The organism is Dyadobacter sp. HNCC25DJ184, assembly GCF_056895215.1.
This window is the reverse complement of sequence record NZ_JBXHAQ010000014.1, coordinates 162,542-181,249: the sequence shown is the minus strand read 5'-3', so window position 1 is coordinate 181,249 and position 18,708 is coordinate 162,542. Positions and strand designations below refer to the sequence as shown.

Here is an 18,708-nt window from a genome sequence, read left to right as displayed (position 1 = left end):
TAATATGCTACTGGCAACAACAACCTTTTGTAAGTCCGAAAATCGATTTCATTTTTAGTGTCCTTTTATACATGGCAACAAATGTATAAAATTTATATAGTATATAGAACTAGTAGGGTAATAAAAATTCACCAATTTGTTTTTGAGTAGTAGTAAAGAAAATGAGCCTCATGCTACTCCTTACACCTCCAAACACAAACATATATGGCGATTGGAGACTACCGAGGGCTTTTTTGCATATCCACAAAAGTGGCCTGATCAGTTTCATGCTCCGTTGCCGACCTGTCATTTCTTCGAAAGAAAAATTTACAAAAAGTTACGGGAGTCAAAAAAAACACTGTATTGATGTGTTTATATACAATTTAATTATATATTTAATTAACCGATTAAATTTACGAATTTGGAACGATGGATATGAGAGAATGCAATTACCCAACGCATGATTTTTCATAGAATCACTTTAACCTAGATACGAATATGGCAGCAATCGCAGAATCCGACAGCAAACAACTTCATGGCGACCTCAGAATCAGGGGCAAAAGGCTTTCAACCCGTGTAGATATGACGCCGATGGTAGATCTTGGCTTTTTGTTGATCACCTTTTTTATGCTCGCGACGACCATGACTAAACCCACGTCCATGACGGTTGCAATTCCTGTGGACGACATTCAAACCGACCCGGTCAGAGCGTCCGGGGTTCTAACATTATTTCTAGGTGCAAATGACAAAGTTTATTACCTGGATGGAATTGCCGCGGATGATTCCAAAGCCACTTCTTCATTAAAGACTGTAAACTATGGGACGGATTTAAGAACTGCGATTTTTGCTTCCCAAAAACGGGTCAGTCTTACAAACCATGACGAAAAAAATAGTCAGCTCATTGTCGTAATAAAACCGACCGCCACTTCCAGTTATAAGAATATGGTAGACGCTCTGGATGAAATGGCCATTACCAGATCAAGGAGATATGCGCTGGTAGATAACCTCACAGAATCGGAACGAAAAGTTCTTGGAAACAGGATTTTAGGCAATAAATAACACATCTGCTTTATATCAATACCATTTGTATAATCCATATTATTACTCATCAACTCGTTTAAAAATCAAAAGCCCTTAATCGCCAGACTACTAGAACCTGGCGTTTAAGGGTTTTAGAGGCTATAATTTAGTTTCCTGATTAGAACGTAAACCATTTCTCCGGCATTGCTGCGAAGGTATTCCCCTCCCCCACTTTCTCCTTATATTTCGGTGCCACAGAAGGATTCTTTGGATAACTCGCGCCATTCCATTTCAAAAGCCGATTCGCACTGCCACTATATACTACTAAATTTTTCCATCCACTAGTTTTCTCCTCGAGTATTGTAACTGGAAAATCGATCACAGTAAAATAGGTGATAAGCTTCTGTTCGTCTGACAAAAGTATTGCTGTGCAACCTCCTGAACCACACCAGTTCATCCCTTTGAACCAAACAAACTGTTCATTTTTTCCATCTGCATTCAGATCAGTCAAAAAATAGGAGAACTGGCGATCTTTGGGATCAATTCCTACAAGCTGTTTTTCTAGAATCGCAGGAAGAGCATTTCGGATTTTACCAATAATTAAAGTATCCGAGGTTTCGGACAAGTCTGACGTATCGCCCGAATGAACGGATTGAAGGATGTCATTCCCGGTTACTGCGGAAGTATCAACAACGGTAGTATCCCCCATAGCTTCTTCCGTTGACCGTGTTTTATCACTTGAGCAGGCATTAATCCCGCCCACTAGAATCAATAAAGCTATTCCTGAGTTTTTTAAGTTTTTCATCATTTGAGATCAAGAAAGTCTGAACGAATTTGAAAAGGTGCACAAATTTGTAACTGACGTGCGTAGACTATTGCAAAGAAAATCTACCCGCAAAATAGTGATTCAACTACCACTTTTTCAACAAAAAGCTTTTTTATTAAAAACTATTTCGATTAGTTTGTGTAGGCTAGAATCGATATACAATACCGAACGATTGTGATTTAGATTCCCGGCAATAGCCAAACCACTCACTGCTCAACTACTTTTTTAGCATGAAAAATAAAATACTATACACACAAGTCATTTGTATTATCGAAGCATCCGCCTCATTGAAACTATATGTAGAACACCTTGTGTTGCGCCTGACGAATACTATCGCCCTGTTGTTTAAATTAGTCTCACCTGAGAATATAAAAAACGCCTTAACTTTAGCAGGAAAATACAATCAATGGCTTGATTTCAACGTTACGAGACGCTCTCCCATTTATAAAAAGTTATCAAAATTCTCCTGTCCGCTATTGGTCAGAGTATAACTCGCTACATCTATTTTCCCAATTTTAAACTTACAATTTTCATATAAAAAATTAAGAAAATTGTAGAATACAAGTCTCCGTTTTACAGTGCATATCTTCCATTTTTCTACAGATTTTCACACAAAATAAGACATCAGCAGGCATTGGATCTGTAAATTATTCATAATGATAAATGAAATCAGGGAGAATAGGGCGGTGAAATATTCTAAATACAATTTCAAAAAAATCAAATTAAATTCGATGAAATAGTCACAATCATAGGATCATTATTCACAAATAAGAAATTCCCAGGTCTTGAGAGATGCGATGTTTTGAATCACATTTGCTCAGCATTTTGATCAAACAATAATCGCTTCATTCATTAATATAAATTACATGATTAACAATATTTTACGCTCTGCATTAATCCTGATTGGACTTTGTGCGTGTTCCACATCCAGAAATCAACCAGGTAATTCGTCCTCAAAAGATGTTATAAGTGTTGCCATTGACCTGGTTCATGTTGAAAATGATCAAGTCCGTGTAAAGGTTACTCCTCCTGTTCAAAAAACGTCAACCGTAACTTATCAATTTCCGAAAATTATACCCGGAACATATGCAATTGCAGACTATGGGAGATATGTGGACGACATCAAAGCTTTTGATAAAAGTGGTGCCGAATTAAAGATTTCCCGGACGGATTCAAACACAGTTAAAATTGAAGATGCGACGCGATTGGCATATATCTCTTATCTGGTAAACGACACTTTCGATTCGGAAGATGGAAGCGACACTTTTTCAGAAGACAGCAAACAGATCTTTTCTCCCGCCGGCACCAATATCGACGCCGGAAAGCAGTTTATGATTAATATGGCCGGGTTTGTCGGCTATTTCACGGATCAACTCGAAAAGCCTTATCATATTACCATTACCCATCCGGCCGGGTTGTACGGCACAACGGCATTAGTGGACACTGACAATACCACAGAAACGGACAGCTACCATATTGCCCGTTATCCGGATGTGGTTGACAACCCAATCATGTATGCAGCACCCGACACAGCCAGATTTATGGTTGATGGAATGGAAGTATTGCTGGGTGTTTATTCAAGATTTGGAAAGACACACGCTAACGATCTGCGCCCCGACCTTCAAAAAATGATTACGGCCCAAAAGAAATTCCTGGGGAAAATTAATGACACGAAAAAATACGCGGTTCTAAATTATATATCCTCTGGAGCGAACGACGACGCAAAAGGTATAGGCGCATTGGAACATAACAATTCCACTTCGGCGGTGTTCAGAGAGCCTATGAAAAGCAAAGATCTGATTCATGTAATCAGTCATGAATTTTTTCACACGATTGCTCCACTTAAAGTGCACTCCAAAGAGATCCAGTATTTCGACTTTAATGCTCCGAAAATGAGTCGCCATCTGTGGTTTTACGAGGGTGTGACGGAATATTTCTCCAATTTTTTCCAGGCCAATCAAGGGTTGATTACTGACGATCAGTTTTACGATTTGATGGCCAGGAAAATCGAAAATTCGCACCAGTACAAAGACAACCTGTCCTTTACAGATATGAGCCAGAACATTTTGGAAAGCAAGATGAAAGCGCAATATCCGAACGTATACGAAAAGGGTGCATTGATTGCCATGTGCCTTGATATCATCATCCGGGAGAAAAGCAATGGAGAAAAAGGACTGCTTTGGTTAATGGGCGAGTTGTCGAAAAAATATGGTCCTGAGAAACCTTTCGATGATGCGGAATTAATCCCGGTTATTACGCAGCTCACCTATCCGGAAGTGGGTGAGTTTCTACAAAATCATGTGGAGAAAGGAGAAAGGATCAGCTACGATATGTATTTCGCAAAAGTAGGTCTTAAAAAAGAAATCGTCTCTTTTCCCGAACCGGTTGTTTTTATAAGCAATGATATTCCATATGTTAAAATGGATTCCTCTAGCACTCATATGCTGGCCAGCGTGCCTGATTCTGCCAATAACTTTTACAATACACTGGGTATCAAAGACAACGACATCTTCGTGAACATCAACGGTATACCAATTAATATGAGTGATCCGACTTCTATCATTTACCTCGGATATGATCTTGACGAAGGCAGCCCGATCACAGTAAAAGTGAACAGAGAAGGCAAAGACCTTGAGCTAACGGGCAAAGTCAAACTGAATTATGAGGACGGGGACGGATATCGATTCAGGGACGATTCGAAACGGGAACTGAATAAAAACTGGCTAAAAAATTAATGAATGAATATGATCTTTGTAAAACCAAACCAATTCAAAATGAAACGGATTCTCTACCCTTTGCTTTTTATGATAGTCGGCAGCCACGCCATGGCCCAAAAGGAAGTGGTTGTAAGCGCACTTTCAAAGTATAAAATTGACGAAAGTATATTGGATCCCAAATTGCGGGACAAGCCTACCGACATTTCTTATGATTTGAAGGAAACGGTTGTAACGGAAGGCCAGGAGAAAATCACGCTGGCACACTACGATGCTTCAAAAGCGGAAGATCAACGTTGGACGGTCATTTCTGTTGACGATCAGGATCCCAGTTCAACCGAAATAAAGAGATTTCTTAAAGAGCATAGTAAGCCGGCTTTTCCAACTCCGAAAATAGATGACAGTAGCTACAAGATCGACAAAGAAGATGCCAACAACCTGGTAATCAGCTCTAAGATCGACCCTACCTCCCTCGTTGAAGACAATGCTTTTTTAAAAGACTTCATAAACTATTTGACTATTGACCTCAAAACAGGAAAAATAGTAAAGGCTGAGGGCATCAATGAGAAACCATTAAAAATAAAAATATTCAATGTGAGTAAGATGAATACATATACCGAATTCGACTGGATCGAGGCTGACAAAAGGTATTTGCCCAAAAAAGATTATCTCAATATGATCATCAAGATATTGGGGAAAGACGCCAATAGTACTACCATTTTTGAATATTCGAATTTCAAAAAGTAAACACATTATCCCGGTCTGCCTGATAATTCAGCTGGGCCGGGATAATAACATACGCATCAGAACGGATAACCGACACCGATGCTCAAAATTAGATTCTCTTTTCGCCAGTTTTGGCTTGATAACTTGAATTCGTCCAAAACCCACCTGTGTCCTTTGGGATACCATGGTTTCTTAAAAGGGAAAGCAAGATCGAATCTCAAAATAAACAGCGAAAAGTCAAACCGAAGGCCTGCTCCCCCGCCGACAGCCAATTCAGAGAAAGCGTCATGCAGGCTGGCTCCGGGTTTTGTCGGATCATCTTTTCGAAGCCAGATATTTCCTGCGTCGATAAAAGCCGCTAGTTTAATCAGCGAATTGACCGAATGCCGCCATTCGCCATTCATCTCCAATTTGAAATCTCCATATTCAACATTGCTCAGAACTTGATTTGTGGAACGAAAGCTCCCCGGCCCGACCCTACCCGATCGAAATGCGCGAAGACTGTTACTTCCTCCAATAAAGAATTGTTCGCTATAAGGTAGTGTCTGCAAATTTCCATAAGCCACGCCTACACCAACCGACGTCCTGACAGCCAGCACATTACTGGCTCCGACTTTCATATATCCCCTTATTTCTCCTTCCAATTTTAGAAACTGAGATATCGGCAGGCCAAAAATACTCCGCTCATTTTGACGATCCGGGTCCCGGGGAATCAATAAGCCAAGCAGGTTTCCGCTGGATTTTAATTTGAAACCCATACCACCTTTCAGCCAGGCACCCGGCACAGCCGGTTTGTCGAGCCATACTCCATAAGAAGTCGCCGCATAGATTTGAGATTGGAACGTTTGCCGCAACGATGGAACAAGAACCAATACCGAATCGAAAATGGGAGAGCTTTTATTAAGCCTGAAAACCCCGATATCGAAAGGTGTAAGACTGTGTTCGACCGTCCTGTTGGATCTGAATTTATAGTCAAGCGTTAATGCTGCAACGTTGATCGAGAACAATTGCGGAATGTGGAAATATACTGATCCCAGTGAAAGTTTGGTTTCGGGTAACGCGCCGTTCAATCCGCCACTGATTCGAAATCCGGGTATTAAACGGGGAAGTGCCAAACTTAGTTTTCCACCAAAGTTGAAAGAATTGATCCCCAGCCTCCCTCCTCCAAACTGCAAGTCTGCCCCGCCCTGAATCTCTAGTGTCAACTTTTCAGCACCACCGAAAAGATTGCTATTAAACAGGCTTGAAGTGAGCTTTGTACCCAGGTAATTATTCCCTTTTGCACCCGCTGAGGCTTCGAATTTAACATGGTACTTTTTGAGTGGAGTGACGTAAAGGTGCGTGGTCAGAAAATTAATAGAATCAGTCGGATTTTGGGTAAATGAAAACTTTACGAATTGAAACGTTTCAAGGTTCAGCATCCGCTGTATACTTAGAAAATGATTCTTTTTGCTGTAGATTTCTCCATTTTTTAACAGAAGAGCATCCCTGTAAACACGCATATTAAAACCAGCCACCTGTTCATGCTTTCCCTTGACGTTCAATCGTTTCACAATTTCCTTTCGACGACTCAGAGAGTCCTGGTTGAAGGGGTCACTGTTATGCACAAAAATCTTTCCAACCGTCCACGGGCTCATTGCTTTCTCTGTAAGACCGGGTTTGAGAAACACATAAATGTCGTCGGTTTTGTTTTCTCCAATCGTATCAGCCCGGAAGGCTATATTGTCGGGGTTAAAAAGAAAGTATCCCCGATTTTTCAAATTTTCATTGATACGCTCCCGTTCTTTGGTGAGCACATCCAGCTGAATATAGTCACCGCGGTGCAGCAACGAGCTGTCAGCAGTGAGTCTGAGTGCATTTAAAAAAGTAGTAGAATCTTTGGGATATATAATATTGCCGATCACCGAGCGTTTCCCGGCGCTCACCTCATAATTAACTACGGCTGTCTTGTCCTGTTTCTCAGCGGAAGCTAACACTTTTGAGTTAAAATATCCCGCACCAAACAAGTGCTGTCTTAATCGTGAAAGCATTTCCACTGTATCAATCTGGCTCAATAAGACGGGTGGTTCCGCTAACAAAAGCGTTCTTTTCGGCAATACGTCCTTTTTTTTGCCATATAGGATATTGAAAACAATAAGCTTATAAGGTATCCCAAGGAATCGGCTATTACTGCGGCTGGCAAGTTTTCTCTTCGTAGAACCAAGCACAGCCGGATCTAATGCATCTACGGCAGTGAGTGTTGCTCCCTTATACAAATAGTCATTTTCGGGTATGGTTCGTGTAACGCTACACCCGATCGTAATCCAAGCCAACATAAACCATCCCAACTGGAAATGCCTGGACAACCTCATTGCGCAATATTTTTGTGATTTCGTTTTTCGGAAAATACCTTCTCGCTGTCGAAATCCCATACAATGATGAATTTGACGCCAGTTTCCATATGCTCTCCATGAAGAGTCAATGCATTGTCGCGAATATGATAACCTTTGATTCGATATTTGCCCTCGGCATTCAGCAGATATTCCACAGAAACATCATTGGCAAGGCCGGAAAGACCCGAATTGGCACCGGACAGCGTTTCAATTCCCAAGTTGTTACCAACATATAAATTAAGTCTGTGATGAAAAAGGGATTTCCCCAAACCCAGCTTGATATCGGACCTGGCCGAAGACCTGCCTGCTTCGGCAGATTCTGACCAGTTAACGCCCAGCGTTATATCCACAGCTTTGACCATACCCGCCAGCATATTGTTCAGCTCGGTCGTCAGTACATTGCCAATCGTATTATAAGCTCCGATTTCGAGACTGGTGTTACTGAGTTGATTCAGGCTACCAAAGGGGCTGTCGCCCATGAATGAATTAAGAACCAGCAAACTCATTACTTCCTTGGTGACCTCAGACGGCTCGCCGTTGATTTCTTTAATTTTGGAATAAATAACCCCATTGTAAGCGTCCTGATCTTTCTCATTCATATCCAGCTCAAAGGTGATCTCCGGCTTTTTTATATTGCCTTTTAACTTCAGCTTTACCAGAAATTCGAATTTCTTTTTGCCGGCTTCGGTATCCGTGCTTTGCCCCTGCAAAAGCATACCTGCCGAAGTTGTAACCTTATAGGTCGCCGTCAAATCGCTGATTGGCTGATTCGGATCTCCCTGCCACTGTATTGTACTTCCGTTATCTATTGAAAACTCCTTCCTGATATTATTACCAACACTAAAAGTATAGGTTCCCGACGATACCTCATACTTCCCGTTCAGCTGCGTTTCCCCACCCTCGTGCTGCGAATAGTTCAGATTGGATTTGCCGTGCGCGACTACTTTTTCGCCGGTATATTCATCAAGTATCAGCGTAAGTGTGGCGCCAGAGGGAACGGTCAGATTTGTATTGATTATTCCGTTTATCCTCTCCTCACTCGCCTTTCCATTGATGGTAGTTTTCAACCCGTCACTCAAAACCGGCTGACGAAATTCCAGTAAGCCCTCCCCAAAATCGTCGGTACGAACGGACGCGTTTTTATAAAAAATATTAGCATCCTCGTCCAGCGAAATTTGTCCGGTCAGATTATATTCTTTTAGATTTCCGTTTAATTCGAGGTTTGCACTCGTCTTACCTTCGCCATAAACGAGCTGCTGTCTACTTCGCAGATCGCTGATCGCGTTCAATTTTGTCGTCTCAAGCTTAATACGATAGGAAAGTTTTTCAAAATTGCTGGCGTCAACCGAGCCCGTAATGGTTCCGTGGCCATCTTTTCTATCGCTGAGTTCAATTGGGCGAATAACTATCTTATCGCCTGAAAAATCCAGGCCACCTCTAACGATGTGAAACTGACCGCCTGTTTTCCTGACAGCAAATGATGTGGAATCGATGTTTAAAAAACCGTTGATATTTGTGCTGGTTGAATCGAGGGACAATTTCATTCGCCCCGATAAACTGCCTTTCAATGAGTCTATATCGCTTTTTACAAATTCACCCAGTGATTCAATCGGCATTGCATTAAAATCGATATCAATATCTCCTGTCTTTTGGCTGATATTATATTTTCCGTCAGCAGCCAATCTTCCGGTCCCGGCGTCGAGTGTTGCTATAACGGCATAGTCGTCGGTGGACAGACTTCGAATTTCAGTAGTCAAATTACCAACCGGCACTTTCTTCACCTCCAGGTCTTGAATGCCGAGATTGACCGTCAGTCCAAGAGGGGACAATTGCTTTAAGACGATTGCTCCGTTAGCCGTTCCCGCCAACAGTGATGTATCTGTTTTCATCAACGAAAACAGCGTTTCGAGATCGAAATTCGCCACCTTAATGCGATATGGAAGCCCTTCCGAATCTGTATCATTTGTTTCGAAAGTCAGTGTTTTTTGTCCATTTCTAAGACCAATCCGGGAACCGCCAAAATTTTTCAGGTTAGTATGAATCACGTTCTCCTCGCTGACTTTCCAACGCTCGCCGTTGAGATATAACGAGTCCTGAATGGACAAGAAGGGGTTTTTGTCACGAGCATAAAACAGATATGGAATCCGGAAATAATCATCATTCAAACTTGCTATCGAAAGAAGGCCGTCATGAATTCCTTCACGAATACTTCCGGTTAACGAAACCTCGGGAAGCAAGACCGATTTGCCAATTACACTTTTGGCCGCAAAGGAATAGGAAGTAAAAAGATCGCCTGCGGGTTCACGACGAGATTGAACGGCCACATGAAGTGAGTCAACTGTAATCTTTTCCGCCGCCACGGAGTCTATATCAGTTTTAAAATCGAAGGAATTCGCTGACTTATCATAATGCAGCCTAAATTGAAATGGCGTAACATAGTCAAGCGCAGCAATCATCGACTGCGTTTCGAGGGGAATATGTACATTACCCTGAGCGTCCAATGTTTCAACAGATAACGAATCCGAAAACGGCTCGCTAAAAAGAATGGCCTTTCCTGTATTTCTCAAAAATGCCGGAATCTGAGTCACTCCAAATCTGCCCGCCATGTCCATATCCGCCAGAGGAGATCTGAGGCTCAGGATCTGCTGCCCATTCTGATAATCGGCCCGCAAAAAAACAGAATCAATCTCATAAGTCTGGCCATTGACATCGGACTTTATTTTGGACAGGGTAATTGCTCCCACTAGCGTATCAAGAGAGGATTTTTTGAGTTCCCCGGTAACTAATGTGCTGATTGAGAGGCTATCATCAACCAATCCCAATTGTTGAAGATTCACATTATTTATTACACCTTCGACCTTCAGAAATTGGTTGTTATTGTTGAAAGAAATTTTCGGGGATAGGTCAAAACTCAAGTCAGGATTTTGGGAGCCTATGTTCGAGTAGAGTTGTCCATCCTTCAAGCTTCCCTTAAAGGATATAGATCTGAAAGGAATGCCGCTCACACTGGCTATATCGGCAAAGCCTGTCGTTTCGAATTTCATTCGTTGAAGATCAGAGAGTCCAGTTCCTGTAACATGACTGCGGAAGGAAAAAGGCCCTAAAAGTGTGTCGCCAACCAGCTTTCCTAATAGCAATCTTTTGGAATGGAAATCAACATCATAAGCTATTCTGTTAATATCTGTATATGAATGCAATGTACCTTTCAAATGAATCCGGCCAATATCGGATATTAGTGAAAGGTCCGGTCTTAACTCTTTCGAAGTAATGAGGATATTACCTTTGAGGCGTGCAAATCGGGGGATTTTGTTAAAAATATTGTCGTTCAAAACGCCTTTTGCCAAGATTTCATTGAGTCCGTTTTTGCCGGTTGTTGCGCTTGAAACATCCAGTTTCAGCCATGTGTTGGAATTTTCCGGAACATGAATCTCGCCTTTTCCCACCAGTCGGTTATGATTCGTCCTGATATCATAATTATCCAGCCGAATATTTTCGGGTGTGCCACGGGCAGAGAATTTGGCTTTGATATTCTGCTTATATAGCGGTTTTATTTCCTCATATCGAAGCAAAACAGGTAGAAAATACGTGAGCTCCAGCAGATTGAGTACGTTTGCATCAAGCTTGGCGGCAAAGCGGGTCGACAACGGATCAGACAGTAATTTTTGCATTGAGTCATAGTGCAAATCTGCGCTGCCATGAACATTGTTCCGCTTAGTTATCACGGAAAAGTTATTGACATTTGCCACCGTGTCGGTAACACTGATTTTAGCTGCAATCTGGAGTTTAAAATCCCTCGAATCGGACAGTGACAATTTACCGAATATCCCGCCTATTTCTTTCTCGTTGTACTTCAGGTTAGTGGCAGATATACTGATATTTTTGTAGTCGTTATGATATGCGTCAAAACGTTTGTCACGATATTTTTTCCGGTCCGTTATGTTCAGCGAAAAACGGTTCCTATTGATTAAAAGCGTATCAATTTTGATCGTAAGTTGCTCCGATTTAGAACCGGATATACCATTATTAGTCTGATCACCCGATTTGGTTTTTATAGCTGTGAAATGATCATTGCCAATAATAAGGCCTGCGCTGATTTTCTGGTCCGGTGCAGAATAGTATCCATTCCTTAAAAAAAACCGTCCGAGTGTCGAATTAACAGAAAGTCCCTGACCTGAATTCTCCATTCGAAATCCGGAATGCAGGATTTCTGCCTTTGACACTTGAATCAGTTGCGGCCAGGGGCTAATATCATGATTATCAGTTACCTGCTTTTCTTGTCTGTAATTTCCCGAAGTGATATTCACCTTTGCTGAGTCCAGTAGAAAATCTTCAAGTACCCATTGTGCAGGAATTATTTCATCGACTATATGCAGATTCGAACGAAGCGTCGCGAGATATATGGTCGCCTTGTCATTCTGTTTTTCATCGTCATAAATTACTGATAACTGCCGGATAGTTATCCTTTCAGGTATTAGCCAGGCTATGCCCGACTCGCTGTGATCATCTGCCTTATTGCCGTCGCCAAGTGCATCCAGCAAGAACTGATAGTTGAAGTTTTGCTGTTCCTTTTTATGTAAAATAACCGACTGCAGTTGAATCAGGTCTATACTTTTAAATATGGACTTGCTGCCTTTAAATAGAAATCCCAACTGGATTTCCGCGGATAGCCTTTTCAAAGAAAGCAAATGGCGGCCTTCCTGATCTGACAGTACAAAATCGCTAATTGTCAGCGAGTTGATACCTGTCGTATACAGCCGCCCGATCGTGACTCTGGTACGAAACTTTTTGGCGAGATAAGTTTGGAGATGTGCCCGTGCCCATTCATTTCCCCTGTCTGACAACAGAAAAGAAGCCCCTCCAACAACTAGCGTGAGGCCGATAATAGCCACAATGCATATTGTGAGAAGGAGCACTTTCAGGGATCTTAAAACAGCTCGCATTTTCACCATCCCTTTGCAGACTTTTATTTGCTGTAAGACATTATTTGGCTAGAAATGGTAGCCCACGCCCAGATTTACGTACAGATTATAAAGGTTGAAATCAATACTTTGAAAGTCCTTCTTCATCAGTGGCGTGATTCCATAATTGAAGTTGGCTGACACAAACAAATGACGATTCAATTTATAATTCGCTCCCAGTTCAATTCCTGCATTAACCGACCGCACCTGGTCCGAAAAATTGTAGCTTGCTTCGCTGATATTCTCACGTTCACCTACCGGCGTTTTATCGCGAATATAGCCGTCTTCGGCCTTACCGGTAAAACTGCTTTCAAGTAAGTAGGAAACAAATCCACCGGCGTGAATGGAGAATGGAGAATTGAAAGAATAGGTTACATGAATAGGTATTGTGACATAACTGTTCTTGACTTTTGTTTCGACAGTGCCTGTAAAATATCCCGTCAAACTTTCGGATTCACCATTGCTACCTTCATTGAATGTAGTATAATAACCTTTGACCGACGCATTGGTAGTCATCCCCTTCTGTTCGAAACGGATTGCTGATGCAAGACCAAATTTACTCTGAAAATGATAATGGGCACCCGCCTCAAGACTAAGTTGCAAGCCTGGATTGTAGGACTCAATTTTTCGGATCGAAACAGGAATGCCTATGGGAGCCGAGGCGCCGATGAGAAAGCCAGCCCGGAAATTAAAGTCAATTTTTTTAGCGGTCTGAGCAATTGTTTTAGTATTGCAAAAAGTCAGGAAGACCCATATTATTACGAAGATCTTTTTCATGTGATAAAGGCTGAGTTGAATTTACTCGGTCACGATTTTTACTTTGTCGACATATAATTTGCTTCCCACGGCGCCTTCAAAAACAGCACCGTTTACGCTTGTAGTAAAAATAATTGAAAGCTTATAACCATATGCGACAAGATCAGCCTCGTTTATTTCACCACGATATTGGAAGGGAATGTCAAAAGTATGATAGTCGGTACCCGAAGTGCTGTTTCCGTCTGCTAACTGGGCAACAGCGATCACACTTGCGTCGGTAAGGACGTTGCTTCCGTTCAGATAAGGCTTTTCTTTCGAAGATTTAAATAACACAGCATAGATATCGCACCGGTCATTTCGCGAAGGAGAAACCGTCTCTCCATTCCGATCTTTGACCGCACCGCCAGATATATATTTGTACGAGCCTGTAAATCGTAATGGTTTCTTATTGAAGGGTATACCAAATAATGTGGCTTCCAGAGGTGCCGTAAGTGCCTTTGCGCCGTCAAAAGTGCCAAGAAATAGATTGCCCGCAGCAAGTGGCATACTTACAATAGCCCCTAACGCGCCCGTCGACATGGTTTCAAGATATGCCGCATAGCTTCCTTCCACGGCTACCGAAGTGCGTTGAGTGGGATATGCTTCCGGTACTTTGTTTTGAGCGATCAATGAAAAACCGCTGTTGCCAGATGCCCACACATTTTGATCTTCACCGAATACAATTTCATATGGCGTATAATAATTGGCTTCAGGGGTTAATTCCCAGTTTTCAAATCCGAACGTGTCTGTCACTGTGTTCTGCAGCAAACTCACTTTATATTCCTTTTTCCATGCCCCATCTTCCGAAGTGACTGTATAGGTAACGGGTGCTGTGAAGTCCTGTTTCGTACCGGAGGCCGGACTAATCGTGGCTCCCTCGGTGAGCACAAATTCAGGGGCGAAAGCAGTGATATCCAGCTTCTCGTAATTTACGAAAGCAGCAACAGTAGTGTTAGTGATCGCGGGAGGAGAAATTAATACCGAGTCAGGAATTGCGACTTCAATGATATCTGCTTCCATATTGTCAGCCTCTGGTTTTATACAACCAGAAACAGAAAAAAATAGCAGCATCGGGAAATAGTAAATACTTTTTTTCATAGGCTAAGCTCAACAAAGATGTGGCTATATTCAAAGTTTGTGTATTGCCAAAAATAAAAACTTTTCGTATAGAATTGCAGCTTACTTAAATATAATTCAAAATATAGTTACTAAGTGTAGCTACATGAATTGTCGATTTATGAAAATTTTCTGGCAAAATATAACACAGTTAATTCGCCTGTGAAACAGCAATTTAAAGCATATTCTTTCTACATATGTTGGAATATAATTACAATATTTTAATATATCTCAAATCAATTTTTTCTTAACTTCGCTACTACTAATTTGATAGCAATTCCGATTCCGGCTCAAACGGACCACTTATAGTATCAAGAATTTCTCACACAACCGTTAAACTCACATCAGCCATGATCGTAAAGCAACTTGCGGAATCCCGTCGTTCAATTCCATACGAACCGAAAGAGTCAATTTTTGGAAAGAGAGCCACCAAAGTATTCGATTCTGTTTTTATTTTTTTTGCCAAAACTCTATCTACATCTTTATATATGATCGTCTATCATGTTTTGAGATACAGATATAACGTAATTAAAAAAAATCTGTCGCATTCATTTCCATATAAAGATGAAAAAGCGATAGCTAAGTTAATACGAGAGTACTACAAACATTTGGCAGATCTCGTGGTAGAATTACCGCTATTTATGGTAGTCAGCTCGGCAAAACGCAGAAGTCTGGCAACGTATAAAAATCTTGATTTATTGGGAGAATACTTCCGTGAGAACAAGCATATAGTTGCGTTCGCGTCGCACTACGGTAACTGGGAATATCTGATCAATTTACCAAATCTGGTTAATTTTGAGGTATTTACGGCCTACACACCCATTTCAAATAAACGTCTTGATGACTGGGTTTTCAGAATGCGATCATTTTTCGGAGTGACTTTGATCGCCAAGCAACATTTTTATCGGGGGGCGTTATCAGCATTGAGAAGACCTGAAAACCCGTCACTTGTTGTGGTTATCGCAGACCAGCGCCCACCACGCGGAAGCTCCAAATATTTTGTTGAGTTCCTTAATCAGAATACCAATGCTCAGATTGGTGCAGAACGTCTGGCGATGTCATCGGGAGCCGCTATTGCTTATCTTGATTGCAAAAAAACTTCGCGTTTTCATTACGAATTCACATTTCGTCTGATTACGGACCAGCCTGCTCTAACGAAGCCTATGACCATTACCACCAGCTATTACAATATGCTGAAAGGAAGTATTGAAAGATCGCCGGCTCACTGGCTTTGGTCACATAATAGATGGAAAACCATGATGGAACCAGAGGTGGCTGAAAAGTAAATTTCAGTTGAAAATTTTCACTCCGCTATCGGGCCTTTCAACTCTGGTAGGTCAGTACAAAATTGGAAATGTGTCCAAATCTGAAGAAAACAAATTAGCATCAAATGTACTATACCACCGCAAACCTATACCACGACACTATATTATTGCTGATATCCACCAAATTGAGCAAAATCACTTTATTCTTTTTTCTCAGATGCAGGAAAGTTTTTGACGAAAATCTCTTGCTGTGGAAAGGCAATTGAGATATTATTCTCGCGGAAAAGGTTATCAATGCCTTCAATTACCTCGTCTCTCACAACAAGCGTTAGATCTAAATTTCTGACCCAGAAGATCATCAAAATATCGATTGAGCTCGCATTAAATTCATTGGCAACTACAAGCGGTGCCGGTTTACTCAATATTTTGTCATTTCCAGCAAGCATTTCCTGCACTATCTTTTTCGCTTGCGCCAAATCGGTACCATATGCAACGCCGATTGTAATCATTAATCTCCTCCTGTCCCTACCCATTGTCCAGTTGATAAGGTGTTGGCTCAAAAGGTCGCCATTTGGTACGATCATACAGGATCCGTCAAATAGTGTGATGATACTGCTTCTGAATCCAACCGATTTCATGGTTCCTAATTTCCCATTAACTTCCACTTGATCTCCCACACTCACAGGTCTCTCAAAAGCGATAATTAACCCGCTTACCAGGTTGCTGACCAGACCTTGAAGCCCTAGTCCTATACCGACACCTAAAGCACCGATGATAATTGTCAGCCTGTCAAGAGGTATTCCTGATGCTGCGAAAGCTAGCAAAATACCCGCCGTTATGACGACTATTCTGATCAAAAGCAGCCAGTTTGCCGCAATCGAGCTCCCTGATTTTGGCGCATCGGAGGCATGCAGCCCGGGTTCGGTAGCAAAAAACGATACGATTCTTGATATCATTACCGACGAGCCGGTGATTCCGAGGAACAACAGCATATCCCGAATTGTGAAGTCGTAATCTCCGATTTTCCTCGGCTCGGTTATGAACTGATTAAAAGGATGGACGATCTGCTTAAACTCATAGTAGTTTCTTCCAACCAAAATAACCCACCCTAAGCAAAGTAACACATACAAAAAGCCAGGGGTTTTGTTGCCCAGGCGATCAAAATTCACATAAAAAAGCTTTCGATCTGGATTTTTATAAATGGAATTGGCCAGTCTCAAGCTGTCGTCGATGAGCCGAACTGTCCATAGAAAAAGAATAGCAACAACCAGTCCCACAAACCCTGATATCATTAAAGTCTTCGACAGATTATACCTACCGAAAACATTCATGAAAGCGGCAATTATTTCAAAACCCACCATAAAACGGATGGCGTAAATGATATATCGTTCCTTCAACTCCTTCTGATGCTTATCGGCAAGAATAAAAATTCCGTATCCGACCCCTACTACCTCAAGCAGGAGCATGATCCATCTTTCCGTATGAGAGGCAAGAAGAATTAAGTTACACAAGCAGGCCGCAATGAAGATTCCCGATACATTTAACCAAAAAATAAACCAGTATCGGGTAATAACATTTCGAAATATAAGCGTTAGACTCACGATTGAAATCAGCCAGAGACTAAAACTCACGATGAATGGAGGGTCGATGAAGATGAATTGGAATAAGGATATTACAATTAAAACCGAAACTAAAAACGGATATTTCAGTATCAGCAGATATTCACGCGTGCCGTCGACAGATGGGTGTTCGGCATATCGGGTACCAAGCGAGCGAAGGAAAATATTGCTGATGGCCAGGGCAATTAAAAGGATCAAAAAACGCCCCAGATAGTTCACCATATAAAACCCAAAGGCCATTTTCTCCTTTGCCAATGAGAACTTGAGAATTTCCATAAATGGTCGTGTTGGCTGAACCGAGTGCCAGATATTGGGAAACTCTCGGGTGAGTATCAAGTCAGACATTCGCGCTTTTTCGGCTTCCAGCCCTTCCAAAGAGAGATCCAGCTCAAAAACCAACGGATCAAGCTTGGCCTGCATATTCTTCAGGTTTATTAGCGTAATCTCAATCAGGGTATCAACCGGACTAATAGAGAGATTGGACAGCCTGAGTTTGGAAAAGTAAGACATAATTTTTGCCGAATCCATTGCAACCGTATACAAAAGTGTATCCGTGGCCAAAGAATCCAGTCGATAGCGATATCCTGCAACACGCTCGGCCATAAGGTCCACTTTTGCCTTTCTCAAAGACATATCCCTTAGAAGCTGAGTTAAGATTGCAGTCGAAATGTTCAGATTTCGGTGTGTTCGGAAAGCCCTTTCTCCCGCGGCCATCCCACCCTTGACGACCAGAAACGACTCATTCGCTTCCTGAATTTCCGCCGAAATTGAGCTGGTATCCAACTCACTTTTCATAAAGAGCTTCGCCGACTGAATTTCCCGTTGAATATTATCCAGCGTTCGCTGCTGTCCCTGAAGGACAGTTTCTTCCTTGTATTTATTTTGACTGCTTTCGGCTACGGAACGAATAGCTCTTTGAACGCGGGCAGCATAACTATTGTCGACAGCTTTTGAAGTATCACTCTGAGTCTGCCCTAAAGAAATAAGGGGTAAGATTAGAAAGAGAAAATGAATTGTGACAATTAACCTAAGTCGCAAATATGAAATCATATCGGAATACGATGGGGTTTAAGGATTATTCGGAATGCTGTGAGCGATATGCCGAGTTAGCAATTCAGAGTATACGATACCTGCCGGACAAATACAGAAGTTGAATTGTCCAGAAAAAATAATGATATGTATTAACAAATACTATTTTTTTCGAAACGCGATCTTCTGTTCAGATCAACACTCAAATATATAATGCAACTAATTTTATATTATAAAGTTTCTACATAATTTTATCGAATATTAAAATTAATTGTATTTTTAGAAGTCG

At 41.6% G+C, this 18,708-nt stretch carries 10 protein-coding genes; 4 read left to right on the top strand and 6 right to left on the bottom strand.

Annotation, left to right across the window (positions count from 1 at the left end):
* Window positions 1-477 precede the first annotated feature (477 nt).
* Entirely contained in the window at window positions 478-1,038 is a 561-nt protein-coding gene (locus AC1XUD_RS20310) for an ExbD/TolR family protein (RefSeq protein ID WP_483362854.1), read from the top strand.
* Between the two features lie 139 nt (window positions 1,039-1,177).
* On the opposite strand, the gene AC1XUD_RS20305 is transcribed toward AC1XUD_RS20310, so the two are convergent.
* Window positions 1,178-1,807 carry a hypothetical protein gene (locus tag AC1XUD_RS20305; protein WP_483362853.1) on the bottom strand — a complete coding sequence of 210 codons (630 nt, stop codon included), beginning with the start codon at window positions 1,805-1,807 and terminating at the stop codon, window positions 1,178-1,180.
* An 884-nt stretch (window positions 1,808-2,691) separates the two neighbouring features.
* Between AC1XUD_RS20305 and AC1XUD_RS20300 the strand changes: the two genes are divergently transcribed.
* Both AC1XUD_RS20300 and AC1XUD_RS20295 read left to right on the top strand, forming a co-directional pair.
* Complete coding sequence (locus AC1XUD_RS20300; RefSeq protein ID WP_483362852.1) at window positions 2,692-4,560, top strand: M61 family metallopeptidase; 1,869 nt, start codon at window positions 2,692-2,694, stop codon at window positions 4,558-4,560.
* A 39-nt stretch (window positions 4,561-4,599) separates the two neighbouring features.
* Window positions 4,600-5,286, top strand: coding sequence for a hypothetical protein (locus AC1XUD_RS20295; protein WP_483362851.1), 687 nt, complete (start codon window positions 4,600-4,602; stop codon window positions 5,284-5,286).
* 56 nt (window positions 5,287-5,342) lie between these two features.
* On the opposite strand, the gene tamL is transcribed toward AC1XUD_RS20295, so the two are convergent.
* From tamL to AC1XUD_RS20275, 4 genes are read right to left on the bottom strand one after another with little or no spacing between them, the layout of a single operon-like run.
* On the bottom strand, window positions 5,343-7,616 hold the full coding sequence (tamL, locus tag AC1XUD_RS20290) for a translocation and assembly module lipoprotein TamL (protein ID WP_483362850.1): 2,274 nt from the start codon (window positions 7,614-7,616) through the stop codon (window positions 5,343-5,345).
* On the bottom strand, window positions 7,613-12,586 hold the full coding sequence (locus AC1XUD_RS20285) for a translocation/assembly module TamB domain-containing protein (protein WP_483362849.1): 4,974 nt from the start codon (window positions 12,584-12,586) through the stop codon (window positions 7,613-7,615). The genes tamL and AC1XUD_RS20285 overlap by 4 nt, the downstream gene beginning before the upstream one ends.
* Before the next feature lie 39 nt (window positions 12,587-12,625).
* Complete coding sequence (locus AC1XUD_RS20280; protein ID WP_483362848.1) at window positions 12,626-13,372, bottom strand: porin family protein; 747 nt, start codon at window positions 13,370-13,372, stop codon at window positions 12,626-12,628.
* 21 nt (window positions 13,373-13,393) lie between these two features.
* Window positions 13,394-14,488 (bottom strand): PCMD domain-containing protein, encoded by a 1,095-nt coding sequence (locus tag AC1XUD_RS20275; protein WP_483362847.1) that lies wholly within the window; start codon window positions 14,486-14,488, stop codon window positions 13,394-13,396.
* Window positions 14,489-14,856: 368 nt separating this feature from the next.
* Here AC1XUD_RS20275 and AC1XUD_RS20270 point away from each other — a divergent pair, with 368 nt between their 5' ends.
* Window positions 14,857-15,792 (top strand): lysophospholipid acyltransferase family protein, encoded by a 936-nt coding sequence (locus AC1XUD_RS20270; RefSeq protein ID WP_483362846.1) that lies wholly within the window; start codon window positions 14,857-14,859, stop codon window positions 15,790-15,792.
* 179 nt (window positions 15,793-15,971) lie between these two features.
* Here the strand turns inward: AC1XUD_RS20270 and AC1XUD_RS20265 are convergent, their stop codons facing one another.
* Window positions 15,972-18,440 (bottom strand): mechanosensitive ion channel family protein, encoded by a 2,469-nt coding sequence (locus AC1XUD_RS20265; protein ID WP_483362845.1) that lies wholly within the window; start codon window positions 18,438-18,440, stop codon window positions 15,972-15,974.
* Window positions 18,441-18,708: the final 268 nt, after the last annotated feature.